Annotated in this window: 5 protein-coding genes; 2 read left to right on the forward strand and 3 right to left on the reverse strand. The window is 64.3% G+C overall.

The window, feature by feature from the left end; genetic code table 11:
- Window positions 1-858: a LysR family transcriptional regulator gene (locus tag EOB59_RS21710; protein WP_128289204.1), complete on the forward strand. Its 858-nt coding sequence runs from the start codon at window positions 1-3 to the stop codon at window positions 856-858.
- A 4-nt stretch (window positions 859-862) separates the two neighbouring features.
- Here the strand turns inward: EOB59_RS21710 and EOB59_RS21715 are convergent, their stop codons facing one another.
- From EOB59_RS21715 to EOB59_RS21725, 3 genes are read right to left on the reverse strand one after another with little or no spacing between them, the layout of a single operon-like run.
- Window positions 863-1,390, reverse strand: coding sequence for an N-acetyltransferase (locus tag EOB59_RS21715; protein ID WP_127810040.1), 528 nt, complete (start codon window positions 1,388-1,390; stop codon window positions 863-865).
- Window positions 1,391-1,434: 44 nt separating this feature from the next.
- Window positions 1,435-1,743: a hypothetical protein gene (locus EOB59_RS21720; protein WP_127268618.1), complete on the reverse strand. Its 309-nt coding sequence runs from the start codon at window positions 1,741-1,743 to the stop codon at window positions 1,435-1,437.
- 4 nt (window positions 1,744-1,747) lie between these two features.
- Complete coding sequence (locus tag EOB59_RS21725) at window positions 1,748-2,311, reverse strand: XRE family transcriptional regulator (RefSeq protein ID WP_127395416.1); 564 nt, start codon at window positions 2,309-2,311, stop codon at window positions 1,748-1,750.
- 154 nt (window positions 2,312-2,465) lie between these two features.
- Between EOB59_RS21725 and EOB59_RS21730 the strand changes: the two genes are divergently transcribed.
- Window positions 2,466-4,295, forward strand: coding sequence for an ATP-binding protein (locus EOB59_RS21730; RefSeq protein ID WP_127328926.1), 1,830 nt, complete (start codon window positions 2,466-2,468; stop codon window positions 4,293-4,295).
- The last annotated feature ends 114 nt before the right edge of the window (window positions 4,296-4,409 follow it).

Raw genomic sequence — 4,409 nt, forward strand, 5'->3', positions numbered from 1 at the left:
GTGCCGCCTCTGGACTGGCTGCGCAGTTTCGAGGCGGCGGCGCGGCTGTCGAATTTCACCGCGGCGGCAGCCGAGCTCGGTCTCACCCAGGCAGCCGTCAGCCAGCACATCCGGTTTCTCGAGGAGCGGCTCAAGACACGTTTGTTTTCGCGGCTGGCGCGGGGCGTTGCACTGTCGCCGGAGGGGGCAGCCTACCTGCCTCACATCCAGTCGGCCTTCGCCACCATCGGCAACAGCACCGCGGAACTGTTCGAGCCGCGTGCCGTCCAGACCGTGACCATCCGGGCGCCGATCTCCTTTGCCTTGCTCATGCTGGTTCCGGCGCTGCCAGATCTCGCCAAGGCACTGCCGCGCATCCAACTCGATCTGGTGACGATCCATCGCCCTGCCGACTACGATCTGCCGGGCTCGGTGCTCGACATCCGCTTCGGCAGCGGATCCTTCCCCGGACGCGAAGCCGACAGGCTGACCGCCGAGCGGCTCGTGCCGGTGGCCGCACCTGCGCTCGCCGGCGACGACGACTGGCCTTCCCTGCCGCTGCTTCTGGTCGCCGGCGCGCGCGAGATGTGGGCGGAATGGTTCGCCGCCGCTGGACTGGCTGGCCATCCCAGACGATCACACCGCTTCGATAGTTTCGTCACCGCCATGGAGGCGGCGAGCGCCGGCGCCGGCGTGCTCTTGGGCTCGCGGCCGCTGGTCGATGCGGCGCTCGACAGCAAGACGCTGGTCAGGCTTTCCGACTATGAACTTTCCAGCACATCGGGGCATTTCCTGACCAAGGCGTCGACAGCACGCCTGACCGGAGCCGAACAGGATTTCCGCCAATGGCTGCTCCTGCGCCTCTCCGCGCCGGCATGACTGGTTATGAGATTGGCCCGATCCGCTTCCAGTAGATCAACGTGCCGGTCAGCCCGCCATGCGGCTTCAGGGCATAGTCCGGTATCTCTCCGGCCAGCGTGAAGCCCAACCGCTCATAGAGGCCTGAGGCGCCCTCCTCGGTCGCCGTGTCCAGAACCAGCAGCGTGCGGCCCTTCTCAACGGCGAGGCTCTCGGCGGCTCGCATCAGGCGCGTTCCCACACCCCTGCCCCGGCAATCGACTGATGTCATCAGCTTGGCGATCTCGGCCCGGTGCGGCTGGTTGGGCGGACAATCGAGCAGCAAGGTCACTGTGCCGACCAGGTTTTTGCCGTCCCAGGCGCCAAGCACCGCTCTTTCGCCCCTTGCCGCCGCGGCCAGCGATTTCTCCCAGAACGTCCTTGCCGCCTGCGGCGCCAACGGATGCATGAAGCTGACCGAACCGCCGGTCGCCACCGTTGCGACCAGCAATTCGGCCAACATGTCCTGCGTCTCGGCAGTCGGGTTCAGGGGTGCGATCTCGATCGAGTTCATGTGCAGGATATCCTGTGATTGCAATAGAAGCGGGCGCATTGCTGTCAGTCCAGACGGTGCGCGCGGCGTCGCTTTCGCGCCGCCTTGATGGCGCTGATGCGGTCGGCGTCTTCGTGCCCGAGATGCCGCCCGCGCTCGAGGATCTCGAGCGTGTACTCCTCATAGGTCAGGCCAAGCCGCTCGGCTCTGTCCATGCGCAGCAGCATCACCTCGTGGCTGGGCGCCTTCCACGCCTTGGCATGGGCGGCCTGCCAGGCAAGGAAGATGTAGGGATCGCCCTTGCCCCATGGCGGACCCTTGTACTCATCGAGAGGCGGCCCCCCATTGTGGGAGCGCTTTGGTCTTCTTGCCATTGTGTCAGCCCCTGACCAGCGCGACGAGATAGTCGGCGCCAGGCTCCAGGGCATGGAAGGTGCAGTCCGACGGCGCCCCGAGCGCCAGGCAGTCGCCTGATACAAGCCTGTGCACTGTCTCACCTTCGACGAATTCGAGCCGCCCGGAAATCAGCCATATCTGCTGCTTGATGAAGGCGTATGAAGCGGCCGGAAAACTGACCTTGGCGCCCGCCGGCAGATGCACCTTGATCAGTTCCAGCGGCATATCGCCAGCCGGCGAAAGATGCCGCCTGACATAGCCGGTGTCGGGATCGCGCCACACCGGCTGGTCGGCCTCGCGCAATATCCCGCCGCCCTGCAGCTCCGCGCGTGCGATCAAGGTCGACAGCGTCATGCCGAAGGCCGACGCGATGCGCACCAGAAGCGCCGCCGTCGGGCTGGTCTTGCCACGCTCGATCGTGCTGAGCATCGCCTTCGAGACGCCGGAACGCTCCGCGAGTTCGGCCAGGGACCAGTCGCGCACGATTCTTTCGGCGTGTATCCTGCGGCCGATCGTCGAGGAAATGTCGTTCGCTATATCATCCATATGTCTATTATAGCGAAAAATAGACGCCGGAGAAGAGCCGCCTTGCGACAATTTTCACGAGCCCCTTAACGCTCTCTACACCATCCGACCTCATCGGGCTTTAACCCCATTCGGGTAGGATCGATGCTCCAGGGAAATGGGGATTGGCCTGTCCATGTATGTCGAACGCGAAGCCTCCGTTGGAGAACCGACATCGCAGGAGCGCCGCGACGCAGAGCAGAACGACAAGCGCATCCTCGGCAATGTCGTGCAATGCGATGGCGCACGCGCCACCATCAGCGCCTATGCGAATGACGCCGACGGCGCGGTGACCGGCCTGTGGACGGTCGGCAAGATGATTTCCATCAATCTCGGATCGACGCGAACCGTCGGCCTGGTCTACGCAATCGGCAAGTCGGACCGGGCCTGGAGCAATGAGGGCCAGAACGCCATCGAGGTCAGCATCGAGCTGATCGGCGAAGTCCGTGACGGAGCAGAGCCCGGCGCCAAACCGGTCTTCGATCGGGGCATCACCACCTATCCGCATATCGGCGCCGTTGCGCATCGGATCCGCACCCGCGACCTGCAGGCGGTCTATGACCTCGCCGGGCGTCATTCGATCACGATCGGCACGCTCGCGCAGGACGAGACGATCGCCGCCAACATCGCCATCGACGATACGCTGGCGCGTCACTTCGCCATTGTCGGCACGACCGGCGTCGGCAAATCCACCGCCGTCTCGCTGCTGCTGCGCAAGTCGATAGCGGCACGGCCGGATCTGCGCATCTTGATCCTCGATCCGCACAACGAGTTCGCTGCATCGCTGCCCGAATACTGCGTCAGGGTCGATTCCAAAACCTTGGATCTGCCGTTCTGGATGTTCAAGCTCGAGGAATTCGCCGAGGTGCTGTTCCGGGGCCGCGAGACCGAGCCGGAAGAAATCGACGCCTTGCGCGACCTTATCCCGGCCGCCAAGAATCTCTACCGCAACCCGAATTCGGGCTCCTATATCAGGCGCGGCAGCGATGCGTTGACCGCCGATACGCCGGTGCCTTACCGCATCGCCGACCTGCTCAAGCAGATCGATGAGCGCATGGGCATGCTCGAAAGCAAGACCGATCGCCCGACACTCAAATCGCTGAAGACGCGCATCGAATCGGCGGCCGCCGATCCACGCTACCGCTTCATGTTCAACTCGCGCCTGATCGAGGACACCATCCACGAGACGATCGGCAACATCTTCCGCGTGCCGCATCATGGCCGCCCGGTAACCTGCTTCGAGATGGCCGGCATGCCGTCGGAAGTGGTCAATTCGGTCTGCTCGGTGCTGGCGCGCCTGGCCTTCGACCTCGCTCTGTGGAGCGAGGGCAAGCTGCAGCTCCTGTTTTTATGCGAAGAAGCGCACCGCTATATGCCGGCCGATCCGCGCCTCGGCTTCGCGCCGACAAGGCACGCGCTGTCGCGCATTGCCAAGGAAGGCCGCAAATATGGCTGCTATCTCGGCGTCGTCACCCAGCGCCCGGGCGAGCTCGACCCGACCATCCTTTCGCAATGCTCGACCTTCTTCGCCATGCGGCTTGCCAATGAGCAGGACCAGGCGATCATCCGCTCCGCGATTGCCGACTCTTCCGCCTCGACGCTTGCCTTCCTGTCCTCCATGGGCCAGCGCGAAGCCATCGCCTTCGGCGAAGGCGTGGCGACGACCATGCGGCTGAAGTTCGAAAAACTGCCGAGTGACCTGCTCCCCGGCACCGCAAAACGCGAAGAGGCCACGTCGAAGCCAGGCGACGATGTCGATCTGGTGGCGATCGTGGAACGACTGCGCAATGTGCCTAAATCAACGCAGCAGGCGATGGCCTTCGCCGAGGTCGTCGATTCGGGCCGCCAGGCCGGCGACCCCGACTACCGCAAGCCACCCGCCGCACGCGCGCCATCGGACGACGATTTCGACATGCGCTACGGCCTAAAGCCCGCAACCTTCGGCCTGCGCCCGCAAAACGATTAGGTCAGCAGCGCCAAATCCTCTGCCTTCTGACCGAGAAGCCGCGCCAAGCTTGCGCCCTTGCCCAGCCCGCTCGGATAAATCCCGTCAGGGAATTCGTCAGGCTGAGTCGGGTGG

Origin of the sequence: Mesorhizobium sp. M7A.F.Ca.MR.176.00.0.0, assembly GCF_004023165.1 — a bacterium.
In the GTDB taxonomy this organism is placed as follows: domain Bacteria; phylum Pseudomonadota; class Alphaproteobacteria; order Rhizobiales; family Rhizobiaceae; genus Mesorhizobium.